Below are 16124 nucleotides of genomic sequence, written 5' to 3'. Positions count from 1 at the left end.
GGCCCGCCCCGACGTCGCAGTCCCCCGACATGAGGAGAACCATGAACGCTCAGAGACCCGTCGCCGTGGTGACCGGAGGAGCAGCCGGCATCGGCTGGGAGATCGGACAGCGCCTCGCGGCCGACGGCCACCTCGTCGTCGCCGTCGATCGCGTGCCCGCGCTCGCCGCGGGGGACAACCCCGCCGGGATACTCTGGCGCGAGCTCGACGTCACGGACCACGAGGCGGTCGATCGCGTCTTCTCGGCGATCGAGGCCGAGCTCGGCCCGATCGCGGTGCTCGTCAACAACGCCGGGATCCAGCGCCATCGCGGCATCGAGGACCTCGCCTGGGACGAGTGGACCGCCGTCGTCGACGTGAACCTGCACGGCGTCTTCGCCTGCCTGCAGGCGGCCGGCCGCCGGATGCTCGCGCGCGGAGAGGGACGGATCGTCAACATCTCGTCCGTCTCCTCCCGCGGCTCGGCCGGGCGTGCGCCCTACGCGACGACCAAGGCGGCCGTGATCGGACTCACCGCCACCGCGGGAGCCGAGTGGGCCGCGCGCGGCGTGCGCGTCAACGCCGTGGCGCCGGGCTATGTCGACACCGGCGTGTTCCGGCAGGGCGTCGAGGCCGGCACGCTCAGCCTCGACACGATCCTCTCCCGCATCCCCGCGAAGCGCCTCGCCGATGCGAGCGAGATCGGTGCCGCCGTGAGCTTCCTGGTGTCCGATCAGGCGTCGTACATGAACGGCCAGACGCTCTACGTCGACGGCGGCTTCATGGTCGACTACGGCGTCCCCCTCGCGAAGAAGCCCGAATGACCAGGATCGCGCACATCGACACGGCCACGGCCGTGCTGCCCCTGCCCGCGCCGCTGCGGCTGGGGGCCATGACCGTGACCCGGCGGGAGTACAGCGCCGTGCGCGCCGTCGCGTCGGACGGCACGCAGGGCGTCGCCTATTGCCTGTCGCGGGAGGCGCCGATGGCGGAGATCGTGCGACGTCTCGTGGCCGACCACGCCGTCGGCGCCGATCCGGACGATCCGGCCGCGACCTGGGAGCGGATGCTGCGCGGCAGCGCGATCGTCGGGAGGGTCGGGCTCGTGCGCCGTGCGATCGGGCTCGTCGACATCGCGCTCTGGGACATCGCGGCCCGCCGCGCCGCTCAGCCGCTCTGGCGGCTGCTCGGAACCGGGGACGCACCGCGGGCCTCGATGCTCGTCGCGGCCTATCCGACGCCGGATCGCACCCCGCGCGCCGTCGCCGACGAGGTGCTCGCGCAGGCGGACGGGTGGGCCCAGGTCAAGATCTCCCGGCTGCCCGATCCGTCCTACATGCGCGAGCTCATCGGGATCCTGAACCGCGAGCTTCCGGACGCCACGGGCCTCGTCGTGGATGTCGGCTTCGGCTGGCGGGACGCCGACGAGGCGCTCGCCGAGATCGCGCAGTGGGGCGACCCGCGGCTCGCGTGGCTCGAGGATCCGCTGCTGCCGGAGGACGTCGCGGGCTGCGCGCGGATCCGCCGGGAGTCGGGTCTGCCGCTCTCGGCCGGAGACGAGGTCACGGATCCCGCCGTGCTGCGCGCGCTCGTCGAGGAGGACGCGGTCGACGTGCTGCGCCTCGACGTGGTCGCGATCGGCGGAGTGACCCCGGCGCTCGAGATCATCGCGTGGGCCGGCGAGCGCGGCGTGCCCGTCTCGGGGCATGTCTACTCGGAGGTCACGGCGCATCTCGGCATCGGGGTCGAGACGTTCGCGCGCGACGGCAACCCGTACGATCCCGCACCGGCCTTCATCCTCGGCGGCCCGGACTACGCGGCGCGGATCGCCCCGAGCCGGGATCCGGGGCTGGGCTTCGGCCTCGATCCGCAGGTCTTCGACTTCGACAGGAGCACGCCATGAGTCTCAGCACTGCACGCAGCGTCGTCGTGACGGGCAGCGGCAAGGGCATCGGCAGAGCCGTCGCCGAGCGGCTCACGGCGGACGGCTGGATCGTCATCGGCCTGGAGCGCTCCGCCGGATCCGGGAGCGTCGAGGCCGGCGCCTGCACCGAGGTCGTGCTCGGAGACGCCGCCGAACGAGACGCGCACCGACGGGCCGCGGAGGCCGCGCTCGCGCGTGCACCGCTGGCCGGCTGGGTCAACAACGCCGGGATCACGAAGCGGACCAGGCTGCACGAGCTCGACGAGGACGTCGTGCGCGAGATCCTCGGGATCAACGGCTTCGGCTACGTATGGGGCTGCAGCACGGCGGTCTCCGCGTTCGTCGATCAGGGGGTCGCCGGCGCGATCGTCAACATCGGGTCGATCCACGGGCGGGCGAGCCACCCCGATCACGCCGCGTACGAGTTCACCAAGGGCGGGATCGACGCGCTCACCCGCAGCATCGCCGTCAGCTACGGCGGGCTGGGCATCCGGGCCAACACCGTGGCCCCCGGCGGCGTGCGCACTCCGCATCTGGAGGCGCAGATCGCCGCGTCCACCGACCCCGATGCGGCCGAGCGGGCGCTCGCCGAGGGCCCGCCGATGGCGCGGATCGCCCGCGCGGAGGAGGTGGCGGCGCTGACCGCGTTCCTGCTGTCCGATGAGGTCCCGTACCTCACCGGACAGTCGATCGCGGTCGACGGCGGATGGACGTCGTCGTTCGGCGACGTCTCCGTCGACCCCGCGCTGCGGGCCCGCTTCGGCAGGGGGCGCTGAGGGGCGGGGTCAGGCCTTCAGCATCGAGGCCCGGGAGATCAGGCCGTCCACGACGTCGAAGGTCGCGATCGTCTCGGTGGCGACGCCCGCGTTGACGACCTGCTCCTGGGCGACGACCCAGCGCGTGCCGAACAGGACGCTGTCGTCGATCGTGCAGGAGAGCTCGGGGTTTCGCAGCCGAGGCTCGTAGAAGGCGCGGATGGCCGCGGCCCCGATGATCGGCTCCGGCGCGACGCCGACGATGACGGCATCGGCCGCATAGGTCGCGACGAAGGCGTCCAGGTCGTGCGCGTTGAAGGCGTCGAGCTGGGCGTGGACGGTGTCCAGGGCCGTGCGGATGCGGTCAGTCAATGCGAACTCCTCCGTTGACGTCGTAGGTGGCGCCGGTGATGAAACGGGCGCGCTCCGAGGCGAGTGAGGCGATGATCCAGGCGACGTCCTGCGGCTCGCCGAAGTCGCCGAGAGGGATGGATCCGGCGAGCTTCTCGCGGCCCTCGCCCTGGAGCTGATCGGTGATCGCGCTCGCGACGGGGCCGGGCGTCACCGCGTTCACCCGGATCCCCTCGCCGGCCAGCAGACGGGCGAAGCTGCGAGTGATCGCGAGCAGGGCCCCCTTGCTCGCGGCGTAGTGCATGCCGGTCTGCAGGGCGCCGACCTGCCCGGCGATCGAGGAGATGTTGACGACGGATCTGTCGCCGCCCGTGGCTCGCAGCAGCGGGAGGGCGGCGCGGGTCAGCAGGAACGTGCCGCGCGCGTTGGTCTCGAGCACCAGATCCCAGTCGTCGATCTCGATGTCCTCGAACGGGATGTAGGGGCAGACGCCGCCGTTGTTGACGAGGACCTCGAGCGCACCCCAGGACTCCTCGATCTCAGAGATCAGCTCCTCGATCGACGACGGATCCCGCAGGTCCAGGCGCGAGACGTGCACGTCGGGGGAACCGGCGGCGCGGCACTCCTCCGCGATCCTCGAAGCCTCCGCCGCACGTCCGGCGTAGGTGATCCAGATCGCGTCTCCGGCGCGGGCGAGTTCGAGGGCGGCCGCGGCTCCGATGCCGGAGCTCGCGCCGGTGATGAGGGCACGGCGAGCAGTCATGGGAAAACGCTATAGCAAATCTGTGCGTGAAGAAACTCTGGCTCGGCGATTGCTAGATGCTATAGCATTCACGACATGACTCAGCCCCTGACCCTCATCACCGACTGCGACCTGCCCGGTGACGCCGCGGAGCGGACGCTGCGTTCCGCCGGAATCAGCGCGGTCCGCGCGACCGATACGAGCGACGATGCGCTTGCGGCGCTCGGCGCCGACGCCGAGGCCCTGATCGTGCAGTGGCGCCGCATCGACGGCGCGCTGATGGATCGGATGCCCCGGCTGCGCGTCATCAGCAGGCTCGGCATCGGATACGACATGATCGACGTCGCTGCCGCGACCGAGCGCGGGATCGCGGTCGCGAACACTCCCGGATACTGCATCGAGGAGGTCGCCGCGCACACGGTCGCCATGATCATGGCGCAGGGGCGAGGGCTGCCCGCGTACGACCAGGCGCTGCGTGCGGGCGTCTGGAAGCCGGTCGACGCCCGGCCGTTCGCGGTGCGCCCATCGCAGACCACGGTGTCGGTGCTCGGATTCGGCCGGATCGGATCGCTGGTCGCGCGGGGCCTGCGGGGTCTCGGCTTCCGCGTCCTGGTGGCCGACCCGTACGCCCCGTCCGAGGCCGTCCGGGACGCGGGCTGCGAGCCGGTGTCTCTCGATGACGCGATCGCCGCCGCCGACATCCTCACGCTGCACGTTCCGCTCACGGAGGAGACGAGGCATCTGATCGACGCCGCTGCGCTCGCGCGCATGAAGGAGGGAGCCGTCGTGGTGAATACCTGCCGCGGGCCGCTGATCGACGAGGCGGCCCTGGTCGACGCGCTGAGGTCGGGCCAGGTCGGAGCCGCGGCGCTGGACGTCTTCGAGAGCGAGCCGCTGGGGGCGGACTCCCCGTTGCGCGCCGCACCGCATGTGCTGCTCAGCCCGCACGCCGCCTGGTACTCGCCGGAGGCGCTGGAGGACCTTCCGGTGCACGCCGCCGACAACGTGATCCGCTTCCTCGCCGGGGACGACGTGCCCGCCATCGTCGACCGTGCCTACGCGGCGCGCTGACGCGCCGGAGAACGGAGAGGACCCTCATGGAGCTGATGCGCCTCGGAGCACCGGGAGCCGAGCGGCCGTTCGTCCGCGATGACGAGGGCGTCGTGCGCGACCTCTCCTCGCTCACGGCCGACATCGACGGCGCCTTCCTCGCCGCGGAGGGGATCCCCCGCGTGCGCGCCGCCCTCGCCGCCGGCACGCTCGCGGCGGTCGACGTGAGCGGTCTCCGCGTCGGGGCTCCGGTCGCGCGGCCGACCGCGGTGATCTGCGTCGGGCAGAACTACGCCGCGCACGCCGCGGAGTCGGGATCCCTGCCGCCGTCGGATCCGGTGCTGTTCTTCAAGCACCCGAACACGATCGTCGGGCCCGACGACGTGGTGCTGCTCCCGCCCGGCGCGGAGAAGGTCGACTGGGAGGTCGAGCTCGCCGTCGTCATCGGGCGCACGGCGCGATACCTCTCCTCGCCCGAGGAAGCGCGCGCCGTGATCGCCGGATACGCGGTCTCGAACGACGTCTCCGAGCGCGCCTATCAGCTCGACGTATCCGGCGGGCAATGGTCGAAGGGCAAGTGCGCGGAGACCTTCAACCCGCTGGGGCCGGTGCTCGTGCCCGCCGAGGAGGTCGAGCCGCAGGCTCTGCGGCTCCGCTCGTTCGTGAACGGCGAACCCCGGCAGGACTCGTCCACGGCCGACATGATCTTCCCCGTGCTGCGGCTCGTCCACGAGATCAGCCGGTTCATGGTGCTGGAGCCCGGAGACGTGATCAACACCGGCACGCCTCAGGGGGTGGCGCTCTCGGGCCGGTTCCCCTACCTGCGCGAGGGCGACGAGATGCGGATCGAGATCGACGGGCTGGGGTCCCAGCGGCAGCGCGTCCTGCGGGCGCGGGAGGGCTGAGCGGATCCCGCCCCGGTCATCCTGCGAACGGGAGGACAGGCAGTCCGTGCACGCCGGGGCGCGCGGCATAGACGCTCCCCGCCTCGGTCCCGTGGCCCGAGGCCAGCCCCTGGGCCGAGGTCGTGATGAAGAGCGTGCCGAGGTCGTCCCCGCCGAACGTGCACGCGCTCACCTGGGGGACGGGAAGGGTGATGCGGGCGATCTCGGCACCGGAGGCGTCGAGGCCGATCACCCGGCCCGCGCCCCAGACCGCCACCCAGACGCTGCCGTCGGCGGCGACCGTGAGTCCGTCCGGAACGCCGTCCGACGCCGGCACCTCGGCGAGCACGCGGCGCTCGACCAGCTCCCCGTCCTCGAACTCGAGCACGTCGACGCGGTGAGACATGCTGTCGACGTAGTACGCGCGCTCGCCGCCGGGAGAGAACGCGATGCCGTTGGAGACGGTGACCGAGGGCAGCAGCGGTGCCACCGCGAGATCGGCGTCGACGCGGAGCAGGGCGCCGGCTCCGGGGGAGGCGTCGTACGCCATGGATCCGGCGAGCAGACGTCCCTGTGGATCGCAGCCTCCGTCGTTCATCCGCACCGCGGGATCGCCGACGAGGCGCGCGACGGGGCGCGGGGTCTCCTCCGGGGCCCCCGCGAGATACAGGTCGTGCGCGCCGACGGCCACGAATCCGCCGTTCCTCCGCGGGCGCAGGAACGCGAGATACCCGTCGTCCACGTGCATCCGATGCACGCCCTCGTCGGACAGCGTCAGCAGGTCGCCCGCCTCGCCGTCGACCCAGCGCAGCCCGCCCCATCCCGGCCACCAGACAGGGCCCTCCGCGTGGTGCGCGACGGGGCCGGTCACGTTCTCGACGTTCATCCCGGTGCTGCGGTGCGGAGTGGCGGGCATGGATCCCATCCTGGCAAAGGCCGCCGCCGCGCAGGCACCGGAATCCGTCCATATCGTGCCCGTATCGAAATCCGGATACGCTCCGGCAACCCGGCGCTCGCTTGACTCGATCCCATGCGAACACCCGCCTCGGAACTCGTCGTCCACGAGGACGCGCTCCGCGAGAACACCGCTCGCCTGCGAGCGCTGTCCGGCGGAAGGCTGATGGCCGTCCTCAAGGCGGACGCGTTCGGCCATGGGGACGTCGCCTCCGCGGTGCTCGAGTCGGGGGCGGAGTCCATCGGGGTGACGAGCGTCGACGAGGCGCTCGCGCTGCGCCAGGCGGACGTCGACGCGCCGATCCTGAGCTGGCTCAACCCGCCGGGCGCCGACTTCGAGACGGCGGTCCGCGAGCGCATCGACCTCGCCGTCCCCAGCCTCGAGCTGCTCTTCGAGATCGCCTGCGCCGCGCGGGCCGCGGGGAGGGTCGCCTGCGTGCACCTGCACATCGATGTCGGCACCGGCCGCGACGGCTGCCCGCCGCCGGACTGGGCGACCCTGTGCGCGCTCGCCCGCGCGCAGGAGGCGGCGGGCGCGATCCGCGTGGTCGGGGTGATGGGGCACATGTCCTGCGCCGACGACCCCGGGAGCGGGCAGAACGTGCGCGAGCGCCTGGTGTTCGAGAACGCGATCCGCACGGCGCGTCGTCGCGGTCTGCGCCCGCACCTCCTGCATCTCGCGGCCACGGCCGCGACGATCACGGGCGCGGGTGCCGGGTATGGCCCGCACCGGATCGGGGCCGGGCTGTTCGGCATCGACCCTTCGCACACGACGGAGGTGCTGCGGCCCGCGCTGACCCTGACCTCGACCGTCGTCTCGTCCCGCGAGGCGCCGGCGGGCACCGGCGTCGGATACGGTCACGACTTCGTCACCCCGGAGCGCACGCACCTCGCGCTGCTGCCGCTCGGCTACGCCGACGGGCTGCCCCGTGCGGCGTCCGGACGGGCGGAGGTGCTCGTGCGCGGCACGCGCCGGCCGCTCGTGGGCAGGTTCTCGATGGACATGGTCGTCGTCGACACCGGGGACATGCTCCTGCGACCGGGGGAGCGCGTCACGGTCTTCGGCCCGGGCAGGGACGGCGAGCCGACGGTCGCCGACTGGGCGGCCTGGTCGCACACGATCGAGCACGAGATCGTCACCGCGGTCGGCTCCCGGAGCTCCCGGATCCACCGCGCCCTCGATACCTCGAACCACCCCACGACCTCGCTCCCTGGAGAGACCGCATGCCTCAGCACACCCGCCGGATCGCCGTCATCGGAGGTGGCGCGAACGACGAGCACACGGTCTCCCTCGCCTCTGCGGCCGCCGTCGCGCACGCTGTCCGCGCGCTGAGCCACACCGCGGTCCCCCTCACGATCGGCGAGGACGGCGCGTGGCAGGACGAGCGCGGCACGGTGCTGCCCGCCCATCGCGCGATCGAGCTGCTGACGGGCTGCGATGCGGCGATCCCGATGCTGCACGGCGTCCGGGGCGAGGACGGCGCGATCGCCGGTCTGCTGGAGCTCTGCGGAGTGCCCTCCGCCGGCTCCCCGGTGCGCGCGGGCGCGCTGGGGATGGACAAGCAGGCGACGAAGCTGGTCGCCGCATCGCTGGGCATCGCGACGGCGAGCGGGCGTCTCGTCGCGTCCGGATCCGAGGCGGTGACCACAGGCCTGACGCCGCCCCTCGTCGTGAAGCCCGCGAGCGGCGGATCCAGCAACGGGGTCTTCCTCGTCTCCGACCTCGACGGCGTCGCCGGCGCGGTCGAGCGCGCCAGGGCGTTCGGGGATCCGGTCCTGATCGAGGAGTACGTCGCGGGGCGGGAGGTGGACGTCGCCGTCTTCCGCGATCGGCACGGAGCGCTGTGCCTCGGCGCCGCGCTCGAGATCGGAGTGTCGTCCGGCGGCGTGTTCGGCGCGACGGAGAAGTACGACGGCAGCGCCGTGTTCACGGTGCCCGCCCGGATCGGCGACGCCGAGGGCGCGGCCGTCCGCTCGGCGGCGGTGCGGCTCTACACGGCGCTGGGATGCGCGGGAGTCGCCCGCTTCGACTTCTTCGTGACCGCGGACGGTCCCGTGCTCAACGAGGTGAACACGGCGCCCGGGATGACCGAGCGCTCGCAGGTGCCGCTGATGTACGCGGCGATCGGTCTCGACTACACCGGCCTGGTCGCGGAGCTCCTCGACGCGGTGCTGTCGCCTGCCCAGGAGGAGGCGCCGCAGCGGACCGGGGCGACCGCATGACGGTCGCCGAGCCCGCACCGAAGACCCGGCTGGCCTGGGCGGACGCCGCCAAGGGGCTGCTGATCGTCCTCGTCGTGTTCTGGCACGTGGTGATGAAGAGCTACCTCACGATCGACTGGCGCATCGGCCTGCCGATCCCCGGCGCCTGGGGCCTGATCTCCGACCTCGCCTACCCGGTGCGGATGCCGCTGTTCTTCCTCATCTCCGGATGCTTCGCCGCGAACGCGGTCGCGCGGCCGTGGGCCGTCGTGTTCCGCAGCCGTGTCCTGCGCTTCCTGTATCTGTATCTGCTCTGGACGCTCATCCACATGGCGACGATGTGGGCGTTCCCCGACTTCCCGACGCTCGTGCCGAGATCCGTCGCGGAGTTCGTCGAAGCGATCACGATCAGCCCTCCGAACGCCTGGTACCTGTACGCCCTCGCGCTCTACTTCCTCGTCGCCAAGGGGCTGCGCCGGTTGCCCGTCTGGATCCCGCTGGCGGCCGCCGCCGCGCTGACGACCGCCGTCGGAGCGGGACTCGTCGACGTCGTGAGCAACCGCGGATCGCTGCTGGCCAACCTGCTCTACTTCCTCCTCGGCACGTCCTTCTCCCGGCAGATCATCGGGTTCGCCGCCCGGCCGCGCCCTCTGCTCGCGACGGGGTGGGTCGTGCTGTACCTGGCCGCGTTCGCGGCCGTGAGGGCCACCGGGGCCGAGGAGATCCCGGGGGTGTGGCCCGCCCTCGCCCTGACCGGGCTCGGGGCGGGGATCGCCGTGGCGCCACTGCTGGCGAGGACGCCGCGGCTCGGCACCGGTCTGAGCCAGCTCGGTGCGCGCACGCTGCAGATCTACGTGATCCACATGCCTGTGCTCGCGCTCGCCGACGCCCTCGTGGCGGGGTGGGTGTCGGACGCCGGGAGGGCGGTGCAGCTGGTCGCCGCCGTGGTGCTCCCGGTCGTCCTCACGGCCATCGTGATCGCGGTCAGCCTGGCGATCGGCGAACTCATCACGCGCGACCGGCTGTCCTGGCTGTTCGATCTGCCCCGTCGGCGCACGCCCGTCGGCGCCCGTCGTCGCATCCCCTGGCGCACCCCGGTCGCGGTCGTCACGCTCGCGGCGGTCGGCCTCGCCGCGACCGGGGCCGCGGCGCTCCCCGCGACGCCGGCGCGGATCCCGCAGCAGTCCGCGCAGCACGCCGGGGAGGTCAGCATCGGCGCGACCGGCGACATCCTGCTCTACGACGCGAGCCGGACGGTGCCCGCGGACCACGCCGCAGGACACTTCGACCGGGTGCGCCCCTGGTTCACGCAGGATCTCGTCACCGGCAACCTCGAGCAGGCGATCTCGCCCGACACCGGACACGACAAATGCGGGAAGGACGCGGAGTGCCTCGCCTTCCGCAGCGATCCCGACTCCGTCGCGGGTCTCGCGGGGTTCGACATCCTCAACCTCGCGAACAACCACAGCCGCGACTTCGGACAGGCCGGCTATGACGAGACCAGGGCCGCGCTCGCCGGGGCGGGGATCCGCGCGGTGGGCGGGCGAGACGAGATCGTCTACACGCGGATCGGCGGGATCACCGTGGCGATGATCGGCTTCGCGCCCTACGGCGAGTTCAACCGGGTCACCGACCTGCGGCGCGTGCGCGCGATCGTGCGGACCGCCGCGGCGCACGCCGATGTCGTGATCGTGCAGGCGCACATGGGCGCCGAGGGGCCGAACGCCGATGCGGTCGCCCCCGGCACCGAGACCATGTACGGCGAGGACCGCGGGGATCCCGTCGCGTTCTCCCACGCCGCGATCGATGCCGGGGCGGATCTGGTGCTCGGCCATGGGCCGCACGTGCTGCGCGGGATGGAGTGGTACCACGGCCGGCTGATCGCCTACAGCCTGGGCAACTTCGGCGGTGGCGGCGTCTTCGGCAAGGATCCGGCCACGCGCTACGGCGCCTACCTCTCGGTGCGGCTGCGCGCCGACGGGACCGTGGTCGCGGGCAGGGTGCAGTCCGTGCGATTCGACGATCCCGAGGGGATTCCGATGCCGGATCCCGAGGGCGCCGCCGCTCGGCTCATGGATCAGCGCGGGCACCGTGACTTCCGCGAGGCCGCGGTGCGCGTCGGCCCCGACGGCGCGATCGCGGTGCCCTAGACGGAGACGGGTGCTCCGTCCGCCGCGAGCGAGGCGTAGGCGGCGTCCACGACGGCGACCGCGGCGACGCCGTCGGCGGGCGTCACCCGTGCGTCCCGCCCCGTGCGGATCGCCTCCGCGAAGTCGGCGATCTGAGCGCGGTAGGGATGGTCGTCGGTCTGCGGCGGGAGGTAGCCGGGGTCGGCGGGAGCCGCGTCGGACGCCGAGTCGCCGGACGCGCCGGCCGTCGCCGCGGCGCTGTCGTGCGCGAGGCTGTCGTGCGCGAGTGCGCCGGCGGTGCCGACCGCCTCGATCGTGGTGCGGAACGGCACGCCCTCGCCCAGCCAGCCGCCGTCGATCCGGGAGGTGACGCCGCTCGCATGGGTCAGCTCGACGGCCGCCGTCACGGGGGCGGACAGTCGCCCGCCGACGCTGGGCGGATCCTGTCTCGCGCTCACCGTGGTCACGGGCCCGGCGAGCCAGAGCGCCTGGTCGAGGTCGTGGATGAGCAGGTCGCGGATGAGCCCGCCGCCGGCGTTCTCGTCGTAGAACCACGCGGTCGTCGGACCTGCGCCGGCACGGCTCAGGCGCAGCGTCTGTAGCGCCCCGATCCCGCCGGCGACCACGGCCTGCTGGATCCGCCGGTAGGCCGCGAAGTACCGCACCACGTGCGCCGGGAACATGCGGACACCGGCCGCATCCGCCGCATCGGCCAGGCGCTGCGCGTCGTGTGCCGTCAGGGCGAGTGGCTTCTCGCACACGACGTGGCGTCCGCGGGCCATCGCGCGCAGAGCGAGGTCGAGGTGCGTCGGCGTGGGAGCGAGGATGCCCACGATGTCGACCCGGTCGATGAGCGCGTCCGCGTCGTCCGCGATCTCCACGCCGAACCGCTCCGCGAGCGCGGTCGGGCGGGTGCGCGACGAGATCACGCACTCCGCGCCGAGCGCCTGCCAGGCGTCTAGGTGCGCGGCAGCGATGGCGCCCGCGCCGATCAGCCCGACGCGCGGCGCGCCCTCGGCGGTCACGGGCTCAGCGCTCCGGGTTGTGCAACGGCGCGGTCTGCCGCAGCGGATCGGCCTTCGCGAGAGGATCCCGCGCCGGGAGCGGATCCGCGACCGGCTGCGGAGCCGGGGTCGCGGCGACCGGATCCGCAGCGGCAGACGGATCCGTCGTCGTCGCGGGCTCTGGCGCGCGACCCTGTTCGAGCTGCAGGGCGACCTTCTTCTCGAGGTTCTCGACGGCGGCGTCCGAGAGGTCGATGAGGCCGTCCAGCTCCTCGCGCACGCGACGGTACGCGGTCTGCCGCTCGGCGGGCGTGGCGGACTGGTCGACGGCGACCTTGAGCATGTGCTGCGCGCGTTCGAGGCGCTTGCGCTCGTCGTCCGTGAAGGTCGAGTCGCGCAGGCGGCGGGCGTCCTTCTCCGCGATCTCGAACGCGACGGCGTAGTTGCCGACCGCGTCGAGGTACTCGGTGACCTGCTGCTCGGTGATCTTCGCGTCGGCGGTGCTCGGACGCAGCGCGTCGGCGGTCTTCTTCGCACGCAGGAACGCGGCGGTCAGCGGCTGGCGCCCGTCGCTCATGGCGGGGAACGCGATCATCTTCGCCACGTCGAGCTCGTAGTCGAGCCAGCGGGCGGTGACCTCGTCGTGCTCGGCGAACAGGCGCTCGAGCAGCTCCTTGGAGGAGTTCGCCTGCTGTCGCGCGGCCTCGCGCGGGGACATCGTCGGCGCGATCTGGCCCCTCGCGGCGAGCTGGGCGGCCTTGATCTCGCCCTTCACCCGCAGCGTCTCCAGCTTCTGCTTGTGGTGCTGACGGGAGAGGGCCTGCAGTCGCCCGACGATGGCGCCACCCACGCCCATGAGGGGGAAGATGATCCACCAGTGGCCACCGAACCACGTGAAGATCTGGTTGAGAGCGTCCATGATGACCCTCAGCCTATGCCGGTCGGAACCGCCTCGTCATCGGCCGGGAGGCAGTCACAGCACTCTCGTCAGCGCCGCCGCGCGCCTCAGCTCGCGGTCGCCGGTGCCGATGACCCCCGGTACCATTCCTCGTCGATCGTGGCCAGGCGCGAGGGCCGCGTCTCGGCGCCCAGTCCGAAGAAGCGCTGGAAGCTCAGCATGAGCGGTTCCCACCGCTCCGGATCGATGCGGTTGGCATGTCCCGCGAGCCGCAGCGACTCGCGCACGTGCACGCGCGTGACGGCGATCTCGACCGCGAGCAGGTCGGCTTCGACGGGACTCGTGGCGCCGCCCAGCGGATGCACCTTCGCGACGACGCCCTCGACGTGCACCGGGAACTCCGCGATGCGCGGCGGGGCGACGGTCTCGGAATCGAGCGGCGTGACCCGCGCTTCGGTGAACTTGTCGCGCACGTGCCGGTAGCCGGCCGCCTGCCGCCGAGCCGAGACCTCCGGGCGTCCGGTGGTCAGCGCGAGCCGGTCCACGTGGTCGACCTCGCGCTCGGAGGGCAGGTTGATCACGACCTCGCCCGTCGCGAGCAGGTTCTGCGCCGTCTGGCTGCGGGATCCGATGCCGATCACCGCGTTCTGGCCGAGCCACCACAGCGATGAGTTCGGCGCGAGATTCGCGTGCCCCTGATCGTCGACGGTCGACAGCAGCGACACGGGGGTGCCGAAGTACAGGATCGCCGGGGAGATCGTCGTGTGCGGGTCGAGCGCCGTGAGGAAGTCCATGCCCTCAGTCTTCGCGGATCCGCTCCATGGTTCTGGCGGAAATCGGACAGCGCACCGCGAGTGCTGTGCGGCTCAGTCGAGTCGCGCGGCGGCGACGTCGGCGCGGAGCTTCGGGAGCACGCGGGATCCGGCCGGATCCAGTCCGAGCACGGTGGCGAGTTCGAGGGCGAGGGCCTCGTGCCCCGCGGCGTTGGGGTGGAACGGGTCGTTCATGAGCCCCCACGGCACCCCGCCGCCGCCGAGCTCGTCGTAGCGCGCGAACTGGTCGACGAGGATCACGTCCTCGGCCGCGGCGACATCGCGGACGGCCTGGGCGAAGGCGGCGATGCGGCCGCGCTCCGGAGCGTTCGGCACGTCCACCGCGGGCGGCGTCTGCAGCACCGGGATCGCGCCGAGGGCGCGGACGCGCTGCACGAACTCTCTGAGCGAGAGCGCGAAGTCCGCCGGGCCGATCACGGGGAACACGCCCCCGTCGGAGCAGTCGTTCGTGCCGATCATGAGCGTGACCACCTGCGGGCGCCAGGTCGCGACCCGCCGGTCGAAGTCCTCCAGGATCTGCACGATCCGCCAGCCGCTGATCGCCGTGTCGATGACCGCGTCGTGCACCCGGCCGAGCTCGCCGCGGACGATCTCGTGCAGGTGCTCCGCGTAGGTGCGCCCGCCCTGCGTGTGCACGAGCCCATGAGTGATCGAATCCCCCGTGAGCACCCAGGTGAGCGGGGTGTCGGCGGAGAGGGCGCGGGCGAGGACGTCGGCGTCGGCGGTCATGGATCCATTCTGCCGGGCGCTTCGGGCGCCCGTTCGCGAAGCGACCATCTGGCACGACGGGGTTGTCCTGCTGGTATATCGGTTGCATGATCATCGGACGGAGCAGTGCACGGCTCCGATCGGCCCAGCAGGACTGTGGCCGGGCGGGGCGCCTCGACCTTCAGTGGCCGTTCCCCAGACGGCTGGCCGTTCCCCAGACGGTTGGCGAGGCGCCTCGCCGCCCGACCGGGCGCCGACGGAATGGCGGCGTACGCGTGCGTGCCGCCATTCCGTCGGCGCGTCAGCAGACGAGGTTGTGCGTGTAGGTCGCGATCGGGTCGGTGCCGCCGTAGAGGTGGACGACGGCGCTCGTCACGCCCGTGTCGAGGACGATCGGGGCGTTCGCTCCCGCGTTGTAGTAGACCAGCCGGCCGTCCGGGGCGAGATAGGTCGCGTGGCCGACGACGACCGAATTCGCCGGAACGCCGGTCGCCGTCTGGTAGGTCCCGTTGGTGACGCCGTAGACCGCGGGGATGCCGGTGGTCACATACGTCACGTAGGGGTCGGTGCCGCCGTAGAGCGCCGTCGTCGCGCTGGACACCCCGGAGCTGACGACGACCGCCGTGCCGTCGGCGACCCGGTAGTAATAGAGGAGGCCGTCGGGCGCGAGGTACGTGGAATGGCCGACGGCGGTGGTGCCGGCGGGGACGCCGGTCGCGGTGACGTAGCTCCCGGTCGTGGCGTTGTACGCCCTCGCGACGCCGCCCGCGACGAAGGTCAGCACGGGCTGCGTGCCGCTGAAGAGCGACACCTTCGCGCTCGACACCCCGGAGGCGACGAGGACGGACGTGTTGGTCGCGGAGTTGAAGTAGTACAGGTCTCCGTTGGGTGCGAGGAAGGTCGCGTGGCCGACCGCGGTGGATCCGTTCGGCACGCCGACAGCCGTGATCGTGGTGCCCGTCGCGACATCCTGAACCGTGGCGACCCCGCCCGACACGTACGTGGAGTACGACTGGGTGCCGCCGATGAGGACGGTGGTGCCGCTGGTGACGTTCGTCGCGAGCGGCATCGCCTTCCCCGCGACGGTGTTGAAGTACACGAGGCTGCCGTCGGGGTTGAGGAAGGTTCCGTGGCCGACGGCGACCGATCCGAGCGGGATCCCGGTCGCGGGCGGGTTCCCGCTGGAGACGACGTCATAGATCTTCGCGCCGACCTGAGCCGTCACGACCACCGGTGCCGTTGCGTTCGCCCCGGTCATCGACGCACCCATCGACGGGGTGGAGGCCGCGTTGGGCTTCGCGGTGATCGCGGGCAGGACGACCTTGCCGTTCGGGTCGGTGGTGAAGCTGCGGGGGCCGGTGAACCCGTCCGCCCAGGTGAGGCCGCTCGGCAGGACGACGCTCACCGTCGTGCTCGCCGCGGGGGTCGTGCCGTTCGTCGTCGCGGCGAGAGTCACGCCGGTCAGATCGCTGCAGCCGCCCACGGAGTAGGGGCCGTTGATGAACGCCAGCGTCGGAGCGCCCACGGACGCTGCCGCCAGCGGCATGGCCGCGGCCGTCGCGATCACGGGCACGCTCCACGCCGCGCCTCGAACGATCGTGCGGCGGCTGATCCGTCTCGCCGCGACCGTCGACGGTCTGCCCTCCGGCGCGCTCGGCCCCTGAGTCTCTCCCCCTGCGCGTCCTTGCACCATTCGATGTGTCCTTTCGTT

17 protein-coding genes are annotated in these 16124 nt (G+C 72.3%); 9 read left to right on the top strand and 8 right to left on the bottom strand.

All coding sequences use genetic code 11. The features are described from left to right. Positions 1-41: 41 nt before the first annotated feature. The 3 genes from ACIPY5_RS08120 to ACIPY5_RS08110 are packed head-to-tail and all read left to right on the top strand — an operon-like array spanning position 42 to position 2679. On the top strand, positions 42-803 hold the full coding sequence (locus tag ACIPY5_RS08120) for an SDR family NAD(P)-dependent oxidoreductase (RefSeq protein ID WP_400969005.1): 762 nt from the start codon (positions 42-44) through the stop codon (positions 801-803). Further along, a complete protein-coding gene (locus ACIPY5_RS08115; RefSeq protein ID WP_400969002.1) occupies positions 800-1882 on the top strand; it encodes an enolase C-terminal domain-like protein in 1083 nt (360 codons plus the stop codon). Before ACIPY5_RS08120 ends, ACIPY5_RS08115 begins: the two co-directional genes overlap by 4 nt. Next, positions 1879-2679, top strand: a complete 801-nt coding sequence (locus tag ACIPY5_RS08110; RefSeq protein WP_400968999.1) for an SDR family NAD(P)-dependent oxidoreductase — start codon at positions 1879-1881, stop codon at positions 2677-2679. Before ACIPY5_RS08115 ends, ACIPY5_RS08110 begins: the two co-directional genes overlap by 4 nt. A gap of 9 nt (positions 2680-2688) precedes the next feature. On the opposite strand, the gene ACIPY5_RS08105 is transcribed toward ACIPY5_RS08110, so the two are convergent. Both ACIPY5_RS08105 and ACIPY5_RS08100 read right to left on the bottom strand, forming a co-directional pair. Then, positions 2689-3030, bottom strand: a complete 342-nt coding sequence (locus ACIPY5_RS08105) for a nuclear transport factor 2 family protein (protein ID WP_309357459.1) — start codon at positions 3028-3030, stop codon at positions 2689-2691. Further along, complete coding sequence (locus tag ACIPY5_RS08100; RefSeq protein ID WP_400968996.1) at positions 3023-3772, bottom strand: SDR family NAD(P)-dependent oxidoreductase; 750 nt, start codon at positions 3770-3772, stop codon at positions 3023-3025. Before ACIPY5_RS08100 ends, ACIPY5_RS08105 begins: the two co-directional genes overlap by 8 nt. A gap of 75 nt (positions 3773-3847) precedes the next feature. Here ACIPY5_RS08100 and ACIPY5_RS08095 point away from each other — a divergent pair, with 75 nt between their 5' ends. Continuing rightward, the gene (locus ACIPY5_RS08095; RefSeq protein ID WP_400968994.1) at positions 3848-4822 is read left to right on the top strand and encodes a C-terminal binding protein; all 975 of its coding nucleotides are present in this window, start codon (positions 3848-3850) and stop codon (positions 4820-4822) included. Between the two features lie 26 nt (positions 4823-4848). Then, positions 4849-5706, top strand: coding sequence for a fumarylacetoacetate hydrolase family protein (locus tag ACIPY5_RS08090; protein WP_400968991.1), 858 nt, complete (start codon positions 4849-4851; stop codon positions 5704-5706). Positions 5707-5722: 16 nt separating this feature from the next. Here ACIPY5_RS08090 and ACIPY5_RS08085 read toward each other — a convergent pair whose 3' ends face one another. Beyond that, positions 5723-6601, bottom strand: a complete 879-nt coding sequence (locus ACIPY5_RS08085; RefSeq protein WP_400968988.1) for an SMP-30/gluconolactonase/LRE family protein — start codon at positions 6599-6601, stop codon at positions 5723-5725. A gap of 114 nt (positions 6602-6715) precedes the next feature. Between ACIPY5_RS08085 and alr the strand changes: the two genes are divergently transcribed. The 3 genes from alr to ACIPY5_RS08070 are packed head-to-tail and all read left to right on the top strand — an operon-like array spanning position 6716 to position 10991. Beyond that, positions 6716-7972 (top strand): alanine racemase, encoded by a 1257-nt coding sequence (gene alr / locus ACIPY5_RS08080; protein WP_400968985.1) that lies wholly within the window; start codon positions 6716-6718, stop codon positions 7970-7972. Beyond that, positions 7864-8862 carry an ATP-grasp domain-containing protein gene (locus ACIPY5_RS08075; RefSeq protein ID WP_400968982.1) on the top strand — a complete coding sequence of 333 codons (999 nt, stop codon included), beginning with the start codon at positions 7864-7866 and terminating at the stop codon, positions 8860-8862. Before alr ends, ACIPY5_RS08075 begins: the two co-directional genes overlap by 109 nt. Continuing rightward, the gene (locus tag ACIPY5_RS08070) at positions 8859-10991 is read left to right on the top strand and encodes a CapA family protein (RefSeq protein WP_400968979.1); all 2133 of its coding nucleotides are present in this window, start codon (positions 8859-8861) and stop codon (positions 10989-10991) included. Before ACIPY5_RS08075 ends, ACIPY5_RS08070 begins: the two co-directional genes overlap by 4 nt. Here the strand turns inward: ACIPY5_RS08070 and ACIPY5_RS08065 are convergent. The 5 genes from ACIPY5_RS08065 to ACIPY5_RS08045 all read right to left on the bottom strand — a co-directional run bounded on the left by ACIPY5_RS08065 (position 10988) and on the right by ACIPY5_RS08045 (position 15938). Next, the gene (locus tag ACIPY5_RS08065; protein ID WP_400968976.1) at positions 10988-11995 is read right to left on the bottom strand and encodes a Gfo/Idh/MocA family protein; all 1008 of its coding nucleotides are present in this window, start codon (positions 11993-11995) and stop codon (positions 10988-10990) included. The genes ACIPY5_RS08070 and ACIPY5_RS08065 overlap by 4 nt on opposite strands. Before the next feature lie 4 nt (positions 11996-11999). Further along, the gene (locus ACIPY5_RS08060; RefSeq protein WP_400968973.1) at positions 12000-12893 is read right to left on the bottom strand and encodes a hypothetical protein; all 894 of its coding nucleotides are present in this window, start codon (positions 12891-12893) and stop codon (positions 12000-12002) included. An 86-nt stretch (positions 12894-12979) separates the two neighbouring features. Further along, positions 12980-13666 carry a flavin reductase family protein gene (locus ACIPY5_RS08055; protein WP_400968970.1) on the bottom strand — a complete coding sequence of 229 codons (687 nt, stop codon included), beginning with the start codon at positions 13664-13666 and terminating at the stop codon, positions 12980-12982. A gap of 72 nt (positions 13667-13738) precedes the next feature. Beyond that, positions 13739-14434, bottom strand: a complete 696-nt coding sequence (locus ACIPY5_RS08050) for an SGNH/GDSL hydrolase family protein (protein WP_400968967.1) — start codon at positions 14432-14434, stop codon at positions 13739-13741. 280 nt (positions 14435-14714) lie between these two features. Continuing rightward, a complete protein-coding gene (locus tag ACIPY5_RS08045; protein WP_400968964.1) occupies positions 14715-15938 on the bottom strand; it encodes a hypothetical protein in 1224 nt (407 codons plus the stop codon). On the opposite strand from ACIPY5_RS08045, the gene ACIPY5_RS08040 reads away from it, so the two are divergent. Further along, positions 15913-16077 (top strand): hypothetical protein, encoded by a 165-nt coding sequence (locus ACIPY5_RS08040; protein ID WP_400968961.1) that lies wholly within the window; start codon positions 15913-15915, stop codon positions 16075-16077. The genes ACIPY5_RS08045 and ACIPY5_RS08040 overlap by 26 nt on opposite strands. The last annotated feature ends 47 nt before the right edge of the window (positions 16078-16124 follow it).

This window comes from Microbacterium sp. NPDC089698 (genome assembly GCF_044749045.1).
Classification (GTDB): domain Bacteria; phylum Actinomycetota; class Actinomycetes; order Actinomycetales; family Microbacteriaceae; genus Microbacterium.
Note: the sequence above shows the minus strand (reverse complement) of the source record. Positions and strands in the feature narration are given on the sequence as shown.